The following is a 20,483-nucleotide window of genomic DNA, read 5'->3' as shown; positions in this document are numbered from 1 at the left end:
AAATATCTTTATTTTGACTTAAAAGTGTTAAATGTTGGTTTTTAAGGTGTTAAATGGTACAATAAATTTATATTCGGCCTCGTTTCTGTGTAAATTACATTAACTCAAATCCCTAAAGTATTTATGTTACAAAAAATAATGTTTCTCTTCAGTTTACTGGTGATTAACTTAGCTCTGGCAGATGATAAATCTCCTTTAATAACTTCTCAAAACCCTCAATTTGAGGTCGTCAATTATCAAGATGCTGGTTTACAGCTAGCTCTACAAGATCAAATTAACGCAAACGCTCACTGGAGAAATCTTATCCAGCAAAAAATGATGTCCATAAGCCTAGTTGATATGTCTGATGAAGATAATATTAAGTATGCAAATATTAATGGTGATAACATGATGTATGCTGCAAGTATGCCTAAAATCGCCGTTTTATATGCCGCGATGGACGCTATAGAAGAAGGTGACCTGAGACTTACAAAGAAAGTTCAAAACGATATGTGGTTAATGATTAGTAAATCTAATAATGCTGCATCCACGAGAATGATAGATCGTGTAGGTTTTCAAAGAATAGAAGATCTTATGTGTAATCCTGAAAATCCTTTTTATGATAAAGAAGGAAACGGTGGTTTATGGGTAGGTAAAAGATATGCTGCACAAGGAAAACGTAATCCAGAACCTATAAGAGGTCTAAGTCATGCTGCTACCACTGATGCTGTTGCAAAATTTTATTACCAACTTGCTACAGGACAATTAATTAATGAAAGCCGTAGCGCGCAAATGCTCAAGTATCTTAAAAACCCAGGTTTACATCACAAATTTGTAAATACTCTGGATGTAATCGCACCAGAAGCTACTCTTTATAGAAAAAGTGGTTCTTGGAAAAACTGGCATTGCGATTCTATAATGGTTATAGACGAAGCCAGAGACAAAAAATACATTCTAGTAGCGATGGTACAAGATACAAATGGAGAGCAAATTATAAGAAGTTTAGTAAAACCTGCAGAGGTTGCACTAGATCAAAGCAGTATTTTAGCCCCAGATTTACAAAAGGATGAAATCATTATTACAGCAGGTTCATAAATTTTTTGACATTAGGGATGGAGAAGAATCCATTTCCTTAATGATGCAGCTGTATATATTTTTAATTATATGCGCACTACTGATAGTTAAACCTACAGTGAGTGCGCTTTTTTTATCTCAATTAGGTGCAGAAAATTTATCTGTTGCTTTTATAATTATCGCAGTAACTGCGGTGGTAGTTTCTTTTATTTATAACAAGTCTTTAGAAAAATTTGCTCTACGCTACATTATAAGAACTACACTCATCTTATTTTCTGTAGGATTTATTGCGATGGGTTGCATAGTTGCATTAGGATGGGTAACACCGTTTTTCTCTTATCTTTTTTACACCATGGTAGGTATGTTTGCTCTTTTAGCGACGTCTCAATTTTGGGTTTTGGCAAATGTTGTATTCAATGTTAGAGAAGCAAAAAGGCTTTTTGGATTTATAGGTGCTGGTGGTATTGCTGGTGGGATTATAGGTGGTTATCTTACTTCTATTCTCGCAGGTTATGTAGGTAATGGTATATTAATGATACTTGCAGGACTATTAATAGCGACCTGCACGCTGGTTTTTAAACGCATCTGGAAAACTCGTGTACAAACCTTGAGTAAATTTAAAAGGAAAGAACGCGCTACCGTATCTACAGAGTCTTCTATAAAGCTTATTTACAAATCAAAACACCTTACTTACCTTGCTGCTGTTATAGGACTAGGCGTTCTTGTTGCAAAGCTAGTAGATTACCAATTCAGTTACATAGCGGCTGCAAAAATTCCTGACCCACAAGACCTAGCGTCTTTCTTTGGGTTCTGGTTCAGTACATTCAACATAGTTTCTTTATTAATTCAGCTTTTTATAACGAATAAGATTCTAGAAAATACAGACATAAGTGTTAGTCTTATTACATTACCTATAGGAATAGTGTTGCTTTGTCTTGCTCTACTTGTTTTTCCAGAGCTATGGATAGTTATTATCATTAAAGGTCTCGATGGTAGTTTAAAGCAATCTTTACATAAGAGTGCTGTAGAATTGCTGGCGTTACCTATACCGTCTAGCATTAAGAATAAAACTAAAACCTTTATAGATGTAGTTGTGGATAGTCTTGCCACAGGTCTAGCTGGTTTTCTATTGATTTTTGTAATTAAAGGTTTAGAATTATCTACCACCTACATTACTTTAATTACTATTGCTATAGTTCTCGTGTGGATACTGGTAGTCTTTAAAGTAAGAGATGCCTATTTAGGTACTTTTAAAGAAAGTATTATGATGCGAGAAAACATGGGCATCACTAAGAAGTCAATAGGTCGCATAAGACAAAATATGCGTGTGATTTTTGAATCAGGATCAGAAAAAGATATTCTAGAAATAATTAAGCGTTTACCAGAAATAACGCATCCTTCTCTTAAAAACGATGTCCTCAAATTACTTAATCATGAGAGTCATAAAGTTAAAGCAGCTGTAGTTGATAGTCTTAGATATATTACTAAAGAGCCACAAACTAAGGTTCAAGACTTCATCTATATAGAAGATGACGCACTTATCGTGGCTACTATGAGTTATCTAATGTCACAAGATAAAGTCTCCTATCAGTTCTTTGAACAGTACTTAGATTATGAAAATGAATTTATAGCAACTGCTGCATTATTAGCACTAGCAAGGGAGTCTGAGGATAACCCTACTCTAGCTGCAAAATACAACCTCCACCTGAGAATAAAGATGTTTATCGACGAGCTAGAAAGTGTAGATAGCGACCTTAAAGTATCTGAAATAGCTAGACTTATAGAAACTCTAGGATACGTAAAAAGAACTAAGTACCATGATATTATACAGACGTACTTAAAACACCCTAATCCCATTCTTAAAAATGCTGCTCTACTTGCAGCTGGTGAGACCGCAAGAGAAAAGTTTTTACCTGTGCTTTACAGTGAATTAGAGAATATCGCTTATCGCGAAAGCAGTATTAAAGCCATCTCTAGTTTTGGTAATGCTATCATACCTACTTTATACAAAAAGTACTTAAATGTAAATCTAAACGTCCAACAAAAATCACAGATACCGACTATTATCAGTAACATTCATACAGAAAAAGCTTATCGTGCTCTTTTTAAAATGAGTCAACGAGGCGATTTTAAATTAAGAACTAAAGTATCTAACTTACTTTATACCTGGCGTAAAGAAGGAATTGATTACTCTATAAATCAGCGTACATTAAGATTGATGATAGCTAAAGAGTCTAAATTGTATAGACAATTATTGGGTTGTTACTTTTCCATGCGTATCATAGAACGGTCAAAATTACAGCCTCAAAAAATTATTTCATTACCTGAAAAAACAGAAAGGTCGCATTTAATACAACAGTTAAAAACCTCTCTAGAACTTAACTTAAAAAGAGTTTTCAACCTACTGGCTTTATACTATAACCCAGAAGATGTATTTGTTGCTTACAGAGGTCTAAAAAGCGACACTAAGGAGTCTCAGCTACATGCCATGGAATACTTAGACGGTTTATTAAGTAGAAACCTTAAAACGCTTCTATTACCGATACTTGAGAGCGGCATGTCTTCTCCTAATCAAGAAATGAGTGACTACCATAAACATGTCTCTTTACTTAATCAAGAAGATTGCCTTAAAACGATTATGTATATAGAAGATGAATCCTTACAAATCAAAGCCATCGCCCTATTAAAAATAATAGAAGATAACTATTCTTATAAATTACTAATAGACGCCTCTGATTTAGTATCTAATAAAGTAGCAGACGCTGCCTTAGAAGCATTAAAATTTAAGAATGGTAAACAACGCAGTGCCTAGATAATTCAAATAAAAAAGCTGACCACTTAAAGAAGTCAGCTTTTATTTTGAGATTTCAGAAGTATTACTTCTCTTCTACCTCATATTTTTTTCTAATAGCTTTGTCAATAGCACTTGCTAGATATAGATGCGCACCAGCACTATTTTCACTCAATACATTACTTTCTAGACATACTATATAATTAACACCACTAGGATGCTCTACTATACAAACACTGTTCATGTAATTGTATACATTTCCTTTATACTCTCCATATGGAGTACCTAGCGATTTATTATTACTATAAAAACTACCAGATTTAAAATACACTGCAGCATCATTTAATTGTGGGCTTGCTCCATAGCGTATTCTACGATCTGTCATGTAGAGTAAACGTTTAATCTCTAGACTAGATTCCTCATCTACCACAAGACCTTGTTCTAGTTTAATAAAGTACTTCATTAAACCTTTGGGTGTTCCTATAGAACCGCCCTTGCTACCTACATAACGATCAGGACCATTTGTAAATAAACTACCCAATCTCCACTCATTATTAGCAATGCCCAGATTTCTTAAAGGATCATTTACCACACTTATTGCTATATTAGTAATTTCACTCTTATCTACCTGATCAAAATAAGCGTCTCCTTGTTCTTGAGTTAAATTAAAATACTCATCACCAAAAACACGCATCAACATCGCTTCTCTCCATACTATACTCGCTGCGCCGTTATTACTAACACTAAGCATGTGATCCACCCATTCATAAAGAGTAAACTCGTCACTAGCGATAACAGTACGTTTTACATAACTATCCTTTTCTATATTATAAACAGGAATAGTATGATGGTCATAAAGACCCCAATTACCAGATTTCACCACCTTATTGCGCATTAAATTAGTACGCACATTAAAATCCTCAGGACACAAGTTTTTTAACTCCGTAAAAAATGCAGTGGCTACTGCTATTTTACCTACACTACCAGGCTGGAAACCTTTATTCTCATTCATCTCTGCATAGCGAGTATTATTGACATCTGTAATATCTAACACCGTTATACCATACCCAGAACGACTAGGGAAAAGTCGCAACATCTCTTTCTGGAAATCGCCATCTACCGTCATCACCTTATCTATGGAATCTGTTTTTTCACACATCCATAGATTTATCTCGTCATACTTTTTAAAAGACCCTTTTCTAAGATAGTATTCATTAAGTGTGCTGTCTAGAGTCTTTTCCAGTCTTTTAAGTCGTTTAATTCCAGTCTTATCAAATCCATCTATAGGATAAAAAGCTAGCAAGAATACCGCTGTAAATAAGACTGCTACTATTTTAGTTATATTTTTCAAATTGCAATAGGTTTATGTAAAAATAAGGCAGTGTTTACATCGACATCTGCATCGATAGAATTTAGGTATTCAGAATTTACAGCTTGTGTATTTTCTACAAATGGTCTTATCTGGAATAAGTACATTTTACCATCCTTAAAACCTAGCTCAATATCCCATGCACCAGTATAACTACCGTCTTTAGAACCTGGCATGATCTCGTGCACCGTTTTAGCAAACTCTCTAATGCTCTTTAAATTTTGCGGTGTTAATATACTTGTGTCAAAATCTACATGCTCCATCACAGACCCACCAGTTACAGGTAACTTGCGTTGCTTGTTTTCCCTAGCTGGAGAAATTAATAGACTTTTGCCATCTTGATCTATTAAATACGTTTCGGCATTCTGTCCATCTACGGCACCACCAGCACCACGACTCATAGCAACCGTAATCGAGTTCTCATTATCATTAATAAAATCTTTAGTAATTAACACACCACTATAATCTACATCTACCGTAGGAATAATTAATATAGATGGATAAACGTTCTCAGGATTTTCTAAATAAACCTGTCTCCATTTAAAACTACGTTCTGTGTAAGGACTAGCCCATACCTCTCGTATTCCATTAATTACTTTTTCTCTTGCCACTGCATTAAAAACAGTAAGATTTAAACCAGCTCCAGTAAATTCTTCAAGATCTTCCATATTAGTATCACTACGCAAGAACACAGGCACGCTACCTAGTCTATCTCCTAGAATAGATTTAAAATCAGCCTCTAGAGCATTGATAAAACTTGGTTTAAATTTCATTATAGAAATTGCATCTCTAAGAATAGCCAACTCGCCTAGCTGGTAATCTATAATTTCTTGTTCTGATTTTCCATCTGCTTTTAACTGTTTCGCTTTAGCGAAAGCGGACATCAAAAAATCCCAGTAACTACCACTAGTTTCTGGCATATCTTGATTCATATGATCTTTAAAAACCCCAAACGGTATCACTATTCCATTCACTACTTTGTCAGGGAAAAGCTGTTTTAATTGACCTAGATTTGCTGCTTTAGGTCCACAAAGAATACCACTGTCCGAACTACCGACAGCCGCCATATCTAGCGGTAAAACACCATCTAGTTTAAGCTTACCTTCTGGAATTCTGATGGTTTTCTTTTCTTTCTTGCTAGCGGTGTTGAAAAGAGCATTTTCTTTATCATTCATGTCGCTAGCCGTCTTAATAACCACTGTACCACGGTTACTCACAGCATAGAAAATCTCTTCTCCATCGAGTTCTTTTAAATCATTTAAGTTATCTATAGAGATCGCAGCGTTAGGAATACCTAGATTACGAGCCAGTAATTGCACGTGAGAAACTAGATTACCTTCTGACACTGTTGCTATACCAGCGACAGGTTTTAAATCACTAGGTGGATGATCAAAAATGTAGATTTTATTAGGGTCTACCTGCATACCTTCGGCGTTACCGCTTACTACTACCAGTTCTCCTTTTGTATATCCAGGATTAAGACCTCGTATGGTACTCACATTATTTACACTTGCTATCTGACTAGTAAGACCTATCTGTCTAGAGACCAGACCGCCTAAAGTACCTATCGCATCACCTAGAGGCAAAAGCAAAGAACTTCTTATACGGTCGTCATAGAAACCATATGCCTTAGGCTCAAACTGAGAATATTGTTCTACAACCTCGCCATAAATAGCGTTTACCATACCTGTTCCCCATTCTACCTGACTACGACCAGTGTTGATAAAATCGAGTAATTCATGTGCTTTTATAGTCTCACCATTGGCTAGAAATAATTCGCTTTCTATAGCGTCCCATTCCCACATTTCTACATAACCAGCACTTGCTAGCGCCTCACTAAGGGAATATATTTTATCTAAATGTTCTTGAAGGTCTACCGGTTGCCAGCTACCTGCCTGCTGAAAGATTAATTCTTCTAATCTAATACTTAGTTCTAGTGCATTAGTACGTCGTGTACCTCTTTTATCGTCCTTAATATTGGTTTTAATATCACACATTAAATTTGCAGCTGCAGGTACTAAAATTGCAGGGTCAGTTTCAGTTGCATAAAATTGAGAGAACCATTCTGTTTGTGTTCTTATATAAGCATCTTCATTCCAGTCTGCCACCATTTTGCTTAGGTCTTTTACAGATACTGGTTCAAAAAACTCTTGCATATCATTCATGAGTTTATTGAAGTCTTTTTTAGACTGCTCGCTTATATCGCCTTCGTTTTTATCTAACCATTTTTTTACAGATTCAATATCCGCAGCTTGTGGATTACCATGAATTTTAATTCTGATATCCATAAATTTTGAATGACGCTCTGCAAGTACTTTACTTAGACTTCTAATATCTTGAGCCAGGTTAGTATCTCCATCATGTGGTATATCGCGCAAACTCTCTCTTATTAAAAAGAAATCGCGCTCTACTAGATCGTTATCTGACAGTATGGTATAGTAGAATTTACGTCCCCATTCTTCTTCGTCCTCGATTTGTTTTGCACCGCGATAAAATTTAGAACGTTCTTGTATCCATCCATTATCAACAGATTCTAGGTATTTACCTAATTGGTATTGTTTTACACGGCTGTGATTATTCTTACCATCCCAGAAACTCCACACTTTATTGGAGGCAAGGATTTCGGCAAAATAAATATTACGTTCTTTAGCCAGTTCTTCAACATCCTTCTTATAACTAGCATGTTGTATTCCTTCACCTATAGCCTCTGGACAGGGGTCTTTTGCATCTCTAATGGTACCGTCTGGACAAAACCAGTTGATACTCTTGTATGGTCCACGATCGAGCTGTCGGTATTCTTCGATCATCTCCCTAATACGAGTATCTGTAAATTCTTGTGCAGTAGAAACACTACTCGTAATAATTACTAATAGCAATAAAATTCTTTTCATAGTGCCAAAAATATAAGGAATTAACATAATTCACCCCTACTTAAGAGCAGTTTAACTGATCTACACGTAATAACTTAATTTTGCATCACTCTTAAATTAAAGTAGGGTTTAAATACATTGATTTTAATTCATTTTTAGAAATATCGATTATTCTCTTTTTTCTTATAGAACCCATCCCAGAATCTAGGTTTATGAATAGTTCCGCTTTTGCGAAAGCGAGACCACAAAACATCTTTAAAACAAAAAAGCAGCTCTTAATTAACAAAGAGCTGCTTTTTAAATTTAAATAATCATGATCTACAAATCGTACTTTAACTGTAGGTATACATATCTAGGTTGTACGGTATAGAAACTTGTGCTGGTTGCTACCTGTCCAAAAGTGTTTCTATTCAATGCCTCTGTGTTTAACAAGTTACTTGCTGCAAGCTTATATTCCCATCTAGAATCTGGTTTATTGTAATATAAAGCTGCTTCTAAAAAGTCATAATTATTATCTACATCTGCTGAAGTATCAAATAAATTTAGGTCATAATCTACATCAAAAAACCAAGCTTTATTAATTTGCCAGTCTGCGTTTAGTGTAATAGTTTGTGTGGTTGCATCGTTCACCTGACCACCATTATCAGAGTTGTTAAAAGCAATGTTATACCCTACATCAAAATTAACACCGTCTTTATAATTACTTCTAAAACTTGCTCCATAACTATGTGTTATATTTTCAGACTCTGTTGCGTTACCATTAAAAACATTATTAAAAGTACTCCAACTTAGATTTGCATTTACACTAGCTCTAATTTTACCGAATTCTCTAGAGAAACGACCAAAACCTGTTGCAGACTCATTTGCAAAAGGCGAATTAATCAACATACTTTCTTGATTAATACCATCGATAAAAACACTGTTTTGAATAGCATCTGTCTGACGTGAATAAGTTACTCCTGCATTGATGTTAGTATAATTAAACATATTAAAGTTAAAATAGTTTAGGCTAAAACTATCATTTGTAACACCTGTAAGTTGATTATTACCATTGAATAACGAATTATAATTATTAAATATGGTACCTAATGCATAGTTTTCTACGTCCGTAAAACTTACCGTCCTGCGGTAATCAAAATTGATGTTCTCACTTGATCTTAATGCAAAACGAACATTGAAATCTGGAAGGATTTCTTCAAAGTCAAGCTCATTAGTATTACCTAACTGAGTATCTTCTATTTTATAAGAATGTGCTGTAACACCTGGTGTGATTGTAAATTTACCAGTAATAAATTTATAATGAATCGCACCGTATAAATCTCTAAACTTATAGTTCACGTCGTTACCAAATTCTGCATCAGTAAGATCATTGCGACTACCGTCATCTAGTATCTGAAAGATACTTGTATTATAGTCTTGATTTACAATCGAGGTACCTACTGTAAAGTTAATATTACTCTTTTTATTTAAGACTCTCCAGAAATCTGCCTTAGCATCTAGCTTTGTACTTTCTACCAGCTTCTCTTGGTTAATATCATAAGGATTTGCTGCATCTAGACCCAGTGTTCCAGTAAACGGCTCGATATCGTTACCAGCATTATCTACCTCGGGATCTAATATTGCATTATAAAACGGATCTTCTTCTGCATCTACATATCTACCTTCAAAAGCGAATATGTTTTTCTCGCTTTGAGTGTAATATAAATTAATAGATTGATCTATGGTAATAGGTTTTTGAGATTCATTTTGATCAATATCTCTAACAACACCTTCTTGTGCAGATGTGAAGTCATTAAACTGACTCACATCACTTAAATTAATCTGTCCATCATACTCTAAAGAAAAGTCTGCATTAGGCTTATAGTCTGCACCTAATTTAAAAAGACCTATTTGATTGCGTTGGAAAGAGCGGTCTTCGGTGTTTTCTTGAACGCCACTTTCTGTGAACGTCCTACTAGCAATAGTTTCTTGCTCTGTATCCACACTAGATAAGATGGCAAATGCTTCTATATTCAACTTTTTATTTACAGCCCATGATCCATTAAAAGCGCCAAATTTGCTTTCTATTTCTTTGGCTCTATTTGCCTGTAAATTTAATAAACCACCAGCACCAGCACCTATATCAATAGAAGATCCTGAACTACGAGTGTTACCTCTATTAAAACCTACAAAACGCCTATACTCTTGAAATGTAAATGATTGTAGTCCTAGGTTATTAAAATCTGTAAGTATGTTAAGCGATACATCTTCACTATAGTAAAAAGCTTTGGGCTTAGCCTGGTATCTTAACTCGTCATCACCTTCTCCTAGAGCACCAGTAATTTCTCCAAACCAGAAATTCTTCTTTCCTTCTTTTAATCTAATATTAATCGCAATACGATCTTCATCATTTCCTAAACCTTTTAATTGACTAACATTATTATAATTTTTAAGAACCTCTACCTTTCCTACCGCGTCTGCAGGAATGTTTTTTGTAGCTAGTCTAGAATCTCCTGCAAAGAACTCTTTACCGTCTACCATTACTTTTTCTACTGTCTTACCTTCTACTTGAATATCTCCATCTTCATTAACCTCTACACCAGGTAATTTTTCAAGTACGTCACCTAATTTACGTTCTGTTCCATTTGTAAAACTATCGCTGTTATAAACTATGGTATCTCCTTTTATAGAGACCGGCATATCATAAACAATATTTACGGCGTCTAAAGTATTTTCATCTTCATACATTACATAATTTCTGACTAGATCACCTTGAACATTTCTCACGGTGTCTTCAATAGTTTTTAATCCTAAAAAAGATACTTTTAGTACATAAGTACTATCTTTTTTGAGGCCTTGTAACTGGTATTTACCTAAGTCATTTGTAATACCGAATCCACCTAAGTTTTTGTCCTTTTGGTAGGCGATCACATTTGCCATTTGCAGTGGAGTACCTGTACTATCCACAACCACACCTGATATTTTAATGGATTGTGCACCTGCTAGAGAAAGCAGGAAGCAAGCCATAAGCGTTAAGAGTAATGTCTTTTTCATGTTAAGTTTATTGATTAAAAAAGCGAGAATAATGGTTAGGTTACTCTCGCAAAAGTTTTGATATAAGTGTTATTTATCCTCTTCCACGACCGCCACCGCCGCCACGACCACCGCGACCGAAACGCTCTGACATCTCTTTCATCTTTTCATTAAAAAGAACGTTGTATTCTTCTTCATTAGTTTCCTTACCTTTTGTAGCAGGTTTAATCTCTTCCTTATCTTCTGGGTTCACTACTATTTTACTACATAGTAACGTAGTTTTACCTGAATTAACTTCTAATATTAAACCAGGTAAGCCAGCATACTCTGCAGGACCATGTTGCACAGGAATTTGAGGTGTAAACCAGGCTACTACCTCTATTTGACTAGCTTTCTCAGCTACTTTTTCCTCTTTTTTATCGTCACTAGAATTGTTACGTCCACGTCTTCTAAAAGCAGAAAAATCTAATTCATTGTTATTTTTAACAGCAGTTGCTTTGATGGCCTGATACTGACCTATCATTCTAGTCTCTCCAGTAATTTTCCACTCTAGATTAGGGATACTATCTTTTATCAAGAAAGTTTTACCCATCATATCGCGTTGCTCTATCCACTCACCATCTTTAAGATTCTTGTATTTTTCACCAGCCATAGCTGTTCCTAAAAAATTACCAGGGCCACGACCGCCACCTTGTCCAGGAGCAGAAAGTTCTTTTTCTTCTTTATAAGTAGACTCATTACGATTAAATTTAAGTACAAAAGTCTTTTCATTAAAAGCCTTCATTCTTTCCTCAAAACGCTTTTTCTGTTGTGGAGATGCGTCTTCTGGTAAGAAACTAGTGTCTGTTTTAGTCTTAGACATATAAGTTGCTTCACCATAAAAATCTTGTGCGCTCAGCACACCAGTGAAGATTATAGCAATGATTAATAGTATCTTTTTTTTCATGATCGTATAATTTGATTATTAGCTTATAAACAATTGGCCAAATCTTAGACGACATAAAAAACGAATAGTTTCATCTTAAGATAAGTTTAACAAACCTATCCACGAGTTTCAATGAAAATAGCACCGTTACCGCCTTTACTATTCTTAAAACGTTCTTGCATTTCTTTTTGCTTCTTTTCTTGGAGTTCGTTAAAATCCTGATTAGATATTTTCTTTCCCTTTTTAGGTTTTTTAATTTCAAAGTCTTCTGGATTCATTTCTATTTTATTGCATAAAATAGTCACTTCTCCTTCATTGAGTTCTAAGATTAAACCTGGTAGACCTTGATAGATACCTGGACCATTACTTATGGGAATATCCATGGTAAACCAAGCCGTTACTATGTGTTCCTTGTCATCTACCATATTTAATAAGCTTGTAGATTCTTCTTCACTTTCTTCCTTCTCTTCTTTAGGAAAAGTATAGGTTGCTTTCATCGCGGTATATTTACCTATCATTTTAGTCTCTCCAGTTACTTTCCAGTCTAGTTTTTCAATTTTATCCGTTATTAGAAAATCTTTTCCTTGGATATTATCTTCTCTTAGAAAGGTTTGTGAAGCAAGATCTTTATATGTCGTACCGTAAGTATCGCCATTACCACTCATTTCAATGGTCATACTCATACCATTTACTGGCTTTTTAGGTGCGGCAAGTTTTTGTACTTTTTCATAAAGCGACTCTGTACGGTTAAATTTGAGTGTAAACTCTGCCTCGCCGGCTTTTTTCATTGCTTCTTCTATCATCTCTCGCATGGCAGGATCTAATTTTGCCATTTGTGTACTATCTTCAGATTGTTTTAATGTCATTTTACTTTGGTAATGGGCGATACCTGTAAAATCTTGCTGTGCTTGTGTTGTGTACGCTTTCGCGAAAGCGAGAACAACAAAAAGCAACATACCTTTATTAAATCGTTTCATGTAGTTGGTTTTTAATTAGTTATTCAAATATCAACTATTTTTATAGTTGTCAGAGTTAAGTTGCGTTAATATATGTTAACCTTACTTTAAACTAAGCTAGGAATGACGCACCTTTGAATTATGGATGATAGAAAATATCAATTTCTTTTAGTTTTAATAAGTGTGGTAATCGCAGCTACTCTTGCAATACAATTGTACTGGAATTATAATAATTTTCAGGAATCTAAACGTGAAATTGTTGCTGACCTTCAAATGGGCCTGGATGAAAGCGTAGAGGTGTATTACCAGCAACTTGTTAAGGATAATAACATAGGTATTATAGTAAAGGAAACTACTAATCGTAGTGAAGTATTGAATCGCATTTTTAAAAGTCGTGGGGAGCAAGGTTTTAATTTTGAAAATATTAATGTCTCGGACATATCAGAATTAAGGATATACAGAGGTTCTGATTTTGAAGATCTTAATGAAGTAGAACCCATAGAGGGTTTATGGAGCTTTCCAACTTATGATATAGAGCAACCTAATGGTGATTATACGGATTTAAAAGCAGAAACTTATTTTGCTGATGCGGCAAACATAAATAATGTGGTCGCATCGCTCACCAGTAAACTTGTAGTAAGTTTAAGAGAGGATCAAATGGATCTCGTACGTCTAGATAGTTTAGTCTCTGCCCGTATTAAAAAACAAGGTCTCGAGATAGATTTTAAACTAAAGTTAGAACCTATAGATAGAGAGGATTTTCTAATTACAACATTAGGTAAAAATGCCTTACGAGCAAATTCTGAACTTTTAAAACCAGGAGATGCTTTACTAATGACTTATTCTGGTTTATCTCCTAACGTTTACAGACTCAACCTTACTGGAATTATTCTCAGTGCTTTGTTGATCGCAGCTGTTGTTCTTTGTCTTTTCTATCTCCTACAGATTATAAGAAAACAAAAAGCTCTAGGCGAGATGAAAAATGATTTAATCTCTAATATTACACATGAATTTAAAACACCTATTGCTACTGCTAGCGCGGCACTAGAAGGTGTACAGAGCTTTACAAATAGTGGAGATCTCGATAAAACCGATCGGTATTTAAGTATGGGTCGCGACCAGTTAGTAAAATTAAATGGCATGGTAGAGCGCATACTAGAAACTGCCACACTGGATAGTAAAGATCTTATGCTACAAAAAAGTGTATTTGAAATTAATGAATTGATAGATGTAATTATTAAAAAACATCAAAATCAAACTTCTAAAGAAATAAACTTTAATGAGTTAGATAAAAACATTACCATTACTGCCGATGCTTTTCACCTAGAAAACGCCATTAATAACCTTATAGATAACGCCATAAAATATGGTGGTGACCAGATAACGGTAGATCTAAAAAACAACGATAATTCTACGGTTATTACTGTTAGCGATAATGGACAGAATTTAAGTAATAAGGACGTAAAACTTATTTTTGACAAGTTTTATCGAGTAGCAAAAGGAAACAGACACGATGTGAAAGGATTCGGTATCGGTTTATTTTATACTAAATCTATTATTGAAAAACACAACGGTACAATTACTGCTGCTGCACAACCACAAACCACTTTTAAAATCACGATGCCTCATGAATAAAAATACCAACATAGACATTATCCTAGCCGAAGATGAACCAGCTCTAGGAATGATCGTAAAAGAAAGTCTTGAAACTAGAGGTTTTAGTGTAAGACTTAAAGAAAACGGTGCACTAGCACTAGATGCTTTTCATGAAAAGCAACCAGATATACTGGTTCTAGATGTAATGATGCCTCAACTGGATGGTTTTGAACTCGCTAAGAAAATACGTGTAGAAAATGAAGAAATTCCTATCATTTTTCTAACTGCAAAATCGCAAACTGAAGACGTTCTAGAAGGTTTTCATGTAGGTGGTAATGATTACCTTAAAAAGCCTTTTTCTATGGAAGAGCTTATCGTACGCATTGAAAATTTATTGAGTAGACAGACGGTTCAAAAAACAGCTGCTATTTATGAACTGGGCGACTATTCTTTTAATTTCCCAAAACAACAACTTATTTATAAAGAAGAGGTTACTAAATTGACCCATAGAGAATCTCACTTGCTATATCATCTAGTTTTAAAGAAAAACAAAGTACTAGACCGTACTTTTATTCTTAAAAAATTATGGGGTAATGACGACTTTTTCTCTGGTCGTAGTATGGATGTATTTATTACCAAGTTGAGAAAAAAACTAGCACAAGACGACCAATTAGAAATAGTTAATGTGCGTGGTTATGGTTATAAATTAATGGCGCCTTAAAATAGTCATTAGTTAAGATCACTAGTTCTTAAAGTAAATAAAATCATATTATAAAAGTCCTTAGTTAATTGTAATTTGCTTTTATGAAATGGATATTCTTTTTACTTTTTATAAATTCCCTTTCTTGGGCCCAAAAAACAGATCAAGGTTTTGATCTCACGGCAGACTCTTTCTACGGTCTGGATGATTTTGGCGCTGTTTATTATGGTAAAAACGATGCCTTTTTTAAGAAAAACGGTAAAGAGATCACACAATTCTATGACCTACAACTAGGCGATTTAACTGAGGTAGATCTTATAAACCCTTTGAGTATTCTATTATTCTATAAAGACACTCAAACCATAGTTTTACTAGATAATAGACTTAATGAAAAGCAGCGCATTCTTTTAAATCGACTAACACCTAGCAGGTTTATAGAACACGCTAGACTAGCCGGCGAGCGACGTTTATGGCTGCACGATCTGGATCAAAACCGTCTAGAGTTATACGACTACATTAATAACCAGACTCTAATAAGTACGGCTGTTTTAGAAGAAACCTCATCTCAATTACTCAGTGATTATAATTTTTGTCACGTGGTGAGTAATCATTTTATAGAAACATTTAATTCTTACGGTAGTAAAACCTCTTCCTTAACTCTAGAAAATGCAACGCTTTTAGATTATGATTTTGAAAATCTAGTTATACTAAAAGAAGGAATAATTAAGATTTATAAGTTAGATAAAACGTTCCGCTTTCGCGAAAGCGAGATCGCAACCATCACCGTCTTAGAAAAGGATATTAAAACCCTTTATCTAAAGGGCGGAAAACTTTATCTTTGGCATGATAAACGTGTGGACGTTTATGAGATCAATCCTGTTAAGAAATAAAGATGCATATAGCCGTTGCCGGAAATATAGGTGCTGGTAAAACTACCCTAACTAACTTACTTGCAAAACATTATAAATGGACACCTCAATTTGAGGACGTTCTAGAAAACCCATATCTAGAAGATTTTTATCAGGATATGGAAAGATGGTCCTTTAATTTACAAGTCTATTTCTTAAACAGCCGTTTCCGTCAGGTGTTAGAAATACGCGAGAGTGGAAATAAAATTATCCAAGATCGTACTATATATGAAGATGCAAGCATTTTTGCACCTAATCTACATGCGATGGGATTGTTATCTCAACGAGATTTTGATAATTACAGTTCATTATTTGACCTTATGGAAAAGGTAGTTGCTGCTCCAGATTTATTGATCTATTTGCGCAGTTCTATACCTAATCTAGTGAACCAAATTCATAAACGTGGTCGTGATTATGAAAACACGATTTCTATAGATTACCTAAGCCGTTTAAATGAGCGCTATGAGGCATGGATTCATGGTTATGATAAAGGGAACTTATTAATAATCGATGTAGATGATATCGATTTTGTAAATAATCCTGAAGATCTAGGTGGTATTATCAATAAAATTGATGCCGAGTTGACTGGGCTTTTTGCTTAGATAACAACTCTATAATAGTAGAAAATAATAAAGCCTGTTCTAAACATTAGAACAGGCTTTATTGTAAATAAGTATTCAAGTTTTATTAATACCCAACCTTAGAACGCACACGTTTTAATACATCATTTGCAATATGACGTGCTTTAAAAGCACCTTCTTCTAGTGCCTCGTCTATTTCATGTCTATTATCCATAAGATAGTTATAACGTTCTCTAGCATCTTTAAATCGGTCACAAAGTACCTCAAAAAGCGCTTGCTTTGCATGTCCATAGCCATAGTTACCAGCCTCATAGTTATTGCGCAATTCCTGTATCTTTTGCTCTGGTGCAATTAACTTATATAATGCAAAAACATTACAAGTTTCTGGATTTTTAGGTTCTTCTAACGGTGTACTATCTGTCTCTATAGACATACACTGTTTGCGCAACTTCTTATCCGTCTGGAAAATATCGATGTAATTACCTCTAGACTTACTCATCTTTTCTCCATCAGTTCCTGGAATAAGCATTCCGTTCTTTTGAATCTTAGCTTGAGGTTCAATAAAAGTTTCTCCCATCTTATTATTAAATCTACCAGCAACATCACGAGTGATTTCAAGATGTTGTAATTGATCTTTTCCTACAGGAACGATCTCGGCATCATATAATAATATATCTGCAGCCATTAACATAGGATAAGTAAAAAGACCAGCATTTACGTCTTCTAGACGGTCTGCTTTATCTTTGAAACTATGTGCTAGAGTTAGCCTTTGAAATGGGTAGAAACAAGCAAGATACCAGTTTAATTCTGTTACTTGCGGTATATCACTTTGTCTATAAAAAACGGTTTTATTGATATCTAGACCACATGCCAGCCATGCCGCTGCAGTAGAATAGGTGTTTTCTCTTAATAAATTTCCGTCCTTAATCTGTGTCAAGGAATGCATGTCTGCAATAAAAAGAAAAGAATCGTTTTCTTCATTTGTAGACATTTCGATCGCTGGTAAAATTGCTCCTAGAAGATTTCCTAGGTGCGGTGTTCCAGTAGATTGAACGCCAGTAAGTATTCTTGCCATTGTTTTTAATTGAGGATCAAAGATAATTAGTAAAAAGCGATCAACACAATGCAAAGGACGTTAAAGCTTTATAAAATATCATGTGAGCAATTATTTTAAGTAGATCCAAAGAAATACATGTCCATAAAATCATAATTTCTTCTATTTTTGATGTCTTGAAATGGATGCGCTACATATTGATGCCTTTGTACCGAGTATGGTTTTACATTTTAATGGGTGTACCTATTATTATAATGTTTCCATTACTGGTATTGCTCACTATTTCAGAAAAAACGTATCATTTATTCTTTAAGGTAGCTCGATTTTGGTCGGCTATTATAATTTATGGAATGGGTTTCTGGCCAGTTATTAAGCGCGCTCAACCCATGAAAAAGAATCAAAGTTATATGCTGGTTGCCAACCATACCAGTATGACTGATATCATGATGATGTTGCTGATCTCTAAAAACCCCTTTGTTTTTGTTGGTAAAAAAGAGCTTTCTAAGATTCCAGTTTTTGGTTTTTTCTATAAACGTACTTGCATTCTAGTAGACAGAAAAAATCCTAGAAGTAGAAAAGAGGTTTTTGATCGTGCTAGACAGCGCATGCAAGATGGTGTTGGGATTTGTATTTTTCCTGAAGGCGGCGTTTCTGACGATTTAAATGTGGTTTTAGATCCTTTTAAGGATGGTGCTTTTAGACTAGCCATAGAGCATCAAATACCTTTATTACCTGTTACTTTATACGATAATAAAAAAAGGTTTCCCTTTCATTTTTGGAACGGTAGCCCTGGAATTATGAGAGCAGAAACTCATCTCCCTATTGAGACGGTAGGTATGAAGGTGGTGGAGGATAAAGCACGCTTTCGCGAAAGCGTAAGAAACATCATTCTTCACTCTCTAGAAAAGGCTTAAAATAGAAAAACCGCTCCATGGCACGGAAACGGTTTTTCATCATCATTGCAAAAATTGAGTTTCAATAACTAACCTCAAAATTCTTCTTTTTCTTTTTCACTGAAATCTTAACTAGCTCACAATGACTGCTAGTGATTTAAAATTTTAATGCTACACCACTTTGCACCCCAATAGTATAGGGTTTAAAATCTGCAACGTTATTACTTAATGTACTTAATTGATATTTAAATGTAGGTTCTATAAACACACCTAACTTAGATGTAAAGTCATAGCTAATTCCTAATCCAAAGTTTGCACTCTGGTTAAATTCATTAAAATTAGCATCCTCACCTAGTTCTAATCGCTGATTATCGTTTTGAACAGTAACCATATTATCGGTTAGAAATAAAGCGCTCATACCACCTAATACATTTACCTTAAACTTATTGTTTATTAAACTATATCTAAGTTCTAGTGGTACTTCTATGTAACCTAATCGTTGAGAAAGCTCTCCTTTAAATCCTTGTAACTGGCTTTCTACTAACTCTTGCGCTGCAAAACCAGTGTTTAAAGCATCATTAGAAAGTGGACTAGCACCAGTCACCACTGCACTGGTAATCGAGCTAGAAGAATAAGTCTGAGGAAGAAACTGACCACGACTGGCTATATCTACATTTACTTGATAATTAATATCCTGTGTACTATAAGTCATATTTACTTGATTAACACCGGTTCTCACACTCCATCGAGGAGAGATCTCATAGCTTAATCCTATACCATAACTCAGATTGAGTCCTGCATCGCGATTATTATTGATTACCTCACTATTAATAGCGCTACCACTCAGGCTATTTGAATATACTGGACCTACCTTCGTACTTGCTGCCCATCTTCCTTTAAACACCGTGCTATTTAAACTATCTTCTTTTTCTTCTTGTGCCGCTATCTCTTCTAGAGTAGGTAGTTTTTTCTTTATAGAATCAACCGCTGTAACCGCATTGTTTAAAATATCCTTTTTATAAATGTCTTCTGTTTTATTTATGGAACTGTCTTCAAAATCTGTTTTATCAACACCGGTATTCATTGCCGTAGAATTATTATCTGTGATCGCATTTACCTTCTTAGAAGTTTCATTTAAAACACCTGTATTATCATTAGGTGTGTTTAAAACAGACTGATTACTATTTTGAGCAATAGAAGTTTTATATGCATCCTTAGCCCTAGTGGTCGACGGACTGGCATATGTAGTTGTTACCGTTTTCTCAGCGTTCGCAACCTTATTATCAGTAGAATAATTTCTATTTTTAGATAAATTACTCGGTTTTTGATGAGTATTTGTTATCTTAAGTCTAGATGTAGATGGCTTACTTCTTAAATTATTTACATCGTTATTCTCAGAATCTAGATCTCTAGTTACTAATTGTACATCATTAATTGATTCTTTGCTATCAGGTGTTGTGTCTAGACTATTATTGACATCTTTGACATCTGTCTCTCCTTCAGTTTTTTTGTTGTTGTCAATTAATGCAGGCATATTAACTATAGGTAGCTTATCATCTACAGTAACGTTGCTGTATGCACTTATATAAACAGATAATAAAATAGCCAGTCCAGCTGCTACACCGCCTAAAATCCACCATAATGAAATAGCTTTCTGCTTTTTATTATGACCTATTTCTTGGCCAATATTATCCCAGACCATAGAAGGTGGTTTCACCTCAAAGTCTTTAAAACCTTCTTGAAAAAGTCTATCTATATTTTTCTTATCACTCATA

General features: G+C 34.7%; 14 protein-coding genes. 7 read left to right on the top strand and 7 right to left on the bottom strand.

The genetic code is table 11. From position 1 onward, the window contains the following. Window positions 1-138 precede the first annotated feature (138 nt). A complete protein-coding gene (locus tag ABJF08_RS04555; protein WP_348114880.1) occupies window positions 139-1,074 on the top strand; it encodes a serine hydrolase in 936 nt (311 codons plus the stop codon). After that, window positions 1,046-3,865: an Npt1/Npt2 family nucleotide transporter gene (locus ABJF08_RS04550; protein WP_348114879.1), complete on the top strand. Its 2,820-nt coding sequence runs from the start codon at window positions 1,046-1,048 to the stop codon at window positions 3,863-3,865. The genes ABJF08_RS04555 and ABJF08_RS04550 overlap by 29 nt, the downstream gene beginning before the upstream one ends. A 64-nt stretch (window positions 3,866-3,929) precedes the next feature. On the opposite strand, the gene ABJF08_RS04545 is transcribed toward ABJF08_RS04550, so the two are convergent. The 5 genes from ABJF08_RS04545 to ABJF08_RS04525 form a co-directional block, all read right to left on the bottom strand. Further along, window positions 3,930-5,195 carry a serine hydrolase gene (locus ABJF08_RS04545; protein WP_348114878.1) on the bottom strand — a complete coding sequence of 422 codons (1,266 nt, stop codon included), beginning with the start codon at window positions 5,193-5,195 and terminating at the stop codon, window positions 3,930-3,932. Then, window positions 5,192-8,104, bottom strand: coding sequence for a PEP/pyruvate-binding domain-containing protein (locus ABJF08_RS04540; RefSeq protein ID WP_348114877.1), 2,913 nt, complete (start codon window positions 8,102-8,104; stop codon window positions 5,192-5,194). Before ABJF08_RS04540 ends, ABJF08_RS04545 begins: the two co-directional genes overlap by 4 nt. Before the next feature lie 297 nt (window positions 8,105-8,401). Continuing rightward, on the bottom strand, window positions 8,402-11,116 hold the full coding sequence (locus tag ABJF08_RS04535) for a carboxypeptidase regulatory-like domain-containing protein (RefSeq protein ID WP_348114876.1): 2,715 nt from the start codon (window positions 11,114-11,116) through the stop codon (window positions 8,402-8,404). Between the two features lie 73 nt (window positions 11,117-11,189). Continuing rightward, window positions 11,190-12,041 (bottom strand): GLPGLI family protein, encoded by an 852-nt coding sequence (locus ABJF08_RS04530; protein WP_348114875.1) that lies wholly within the window; start codon window positions 12,039-12,041, stop codon window positions 11,190-11,192. 95 nt (window positions 12,042-12,136) lie between these two features. Further along, window positions 12,137-12,997: a GLPGLI family protein gene (locus ABJF08_RS04525; RefSeq protein WP_348114874.1), complete on the bottom strand. Its 861-nt coding sequence runs from the start codon at window positions 12,995-12,997 to the stop codon at window positions 12,137-12,139. A 120-nt stretch (window positions 12,998-13,117) separates the two neighbouring features. On the opposite strand from ABJF08_RS04525, the gene ABJF08_RS04520 reads away from it, so the two are divergent. The 4 genes from ABJF08_RS04520 (at window position 13,118) to ABJF08_RS04505 (ending at window position 16,782) form a co-directional block, all read left to right on the top strand. Next, a complete protein-coding gene (locus tag ABJF08_RS04520; protein ID WP_348114873.1) occupies window positions 13,118-14,611 on the top strand; it encodes a HAMP domain-containing sensor histidine kinase in 1,494 nt (497 codons plus the stop codon). Continuing rightward, entirely contained in the window at window positions 14,604-15,293 is a 690-nt protein-coding gene (locus ABJF08_RS04515; protein ID WP_348114872.1) for a response regulator transcription factor, read from the top strand. Before ABJF08_RS04520 ends, ABJF08_RS04515 begins: the two co-directional genes overlap by 8 nt. A gap of 83 nt (window positions 15,294-15,376) precedes the next feature. After that, window positions 15,377-16,162 (top strand): hypothetical protein, encoded by a 786-nt coding sequence (locus tag ABJF08_RS04510; protein ID WP_348114871.1) that lies wholly within the window; start codon window positions 15,377-15,379, stop codon window positions 16,160-16,162. A gap of 2 nt (window positions 16,163-16,164) precedes the next feature. Continuing rightward, window positions 16,165-16,782: a deoxynucleoside kinase gene (locus ABJF08_RS04505; protein ID WP_348114870.1), complete on the top strand. Its 618-nt coding sequence runs from the start codon at window positions 16,165-16,167 to the stop codon at window positions 16,780-16,782. An 85-nt stretch (window positions 16,783-16,867) separates the two neighbouring features. Here the strand turns inward: ABJF08_RS04505 and trpS are convergent, their stop codons facing one another. Further along, window positions 16,868-17,836, bottom strand: coding sequence for a tryptophan--tRNA ligase (gene trpS, locus ABJF08_RS04500; RefSeq protein ID WP_348114869.1), 969 nt, complete (start codon window positions 17,834-17,836; stop codon window positions 16,868-16,870). A gap of 164 nt (window positions 17,837-18,000) precedes the next feature. Between trpS and ABJF08_RS04495 the strand changes: the two genes are divergently transcribed. After that, complete coding sequence (locus ABJF08_RS04495) at window positions 18,001-18,729, top strand: lysophospholipid acyltransferase family protein (protein ID WP_348114868.1); 729 nt, start codon at window positions 18,001-18,003, stop codon at window positions 18,727-18,729. A 136-nt stretch (window positions 18,730-18,865) separates the two neighbouring features. Here the strand turns inward: ABJF08_RS04495 and ABJF08_RS04490 are convergent, their stop codons facing one another. After that, window positions 18,866-20,482 (bottom strand): hypothetical protein, encoded by a 1,617-nt coding sequence (locus ABJF08_RS04490; protein ID WP_348114867.1) that lies wholly within the window; start codon window positions 20,480-20,482, stop codon window positions 18,866-18,868. Between the last annotated feature and the right edge of the window lies 1 nt (window position 20,483).

It is taken from the genome of Nonlabens sp., assembly GCF_039941875.1.
Classification (GTDB): Bacteria; Bacteroidota; Bacteroidia; order Flavobacteriales; family Flavobacteriaceae; genus Nonlabens.
Note: the sequence above shows the minus strand (reverse complement) of the source record. Positions and strands in the feature narration are given on the sequence as shown.